Raw genomic sequence first — 356 nt, forward strand, 5'->3', positions numbered from 1 at the left:
CGTCAAGGTCTTGGCTAAGGGTGCCACCGGCATCCGTCACCTCGATGGAAGTTCCGTTGAGGGATACCCCGGTGTTGTATTCGTTCGTAGGGTCCGCGTCCGCATCGTCCGTATCAAGGGCGGCAAGCTCCGCGTCCGTCGCAAAGGTACCGTCAAGGTCAACCCCCGTGGCCCCGGCAGCGGCATTGGTCAGTTCCAAGGTCGTGCCCGTCAAGGCTACATCGGAAAGTTCGTTCGTAGGGTCCGCGTCCGCGTCGTCCGTATCAAGGGCGGCAAGTTCCGCGTCCGTCGCAAAGGTGCCGTCAAGGTCAACCCCCGTGGCCCCCGCAGCGGCATTGGTCAGTTCCAAGGTCGTG

The 356-nt window shown here is 62.9% G+C and carries 1 protein-coding gene; it reads right to left on the bottom strand.

Translation table 11 applies throughout. The features are described from left to right. A partial coding sequence (locus ACQQ5U_RS19425) for a hypothetical protein (protein ID WP_437400122.1) occupies positions 1-356 on the bottom strand: 356 nt, incomplete at both ends.

Source organism: Flagellimonas lutimaris (assembly GCF_051494225.1).
GTDB classification, from domain to species: domain Bacteria; phylum Bacteroidota; class Bacteroidia; order Flavobacteriales; family Flavobacteriaceae; genus Flagellimonas; species Flagellimonas lutimaris_A.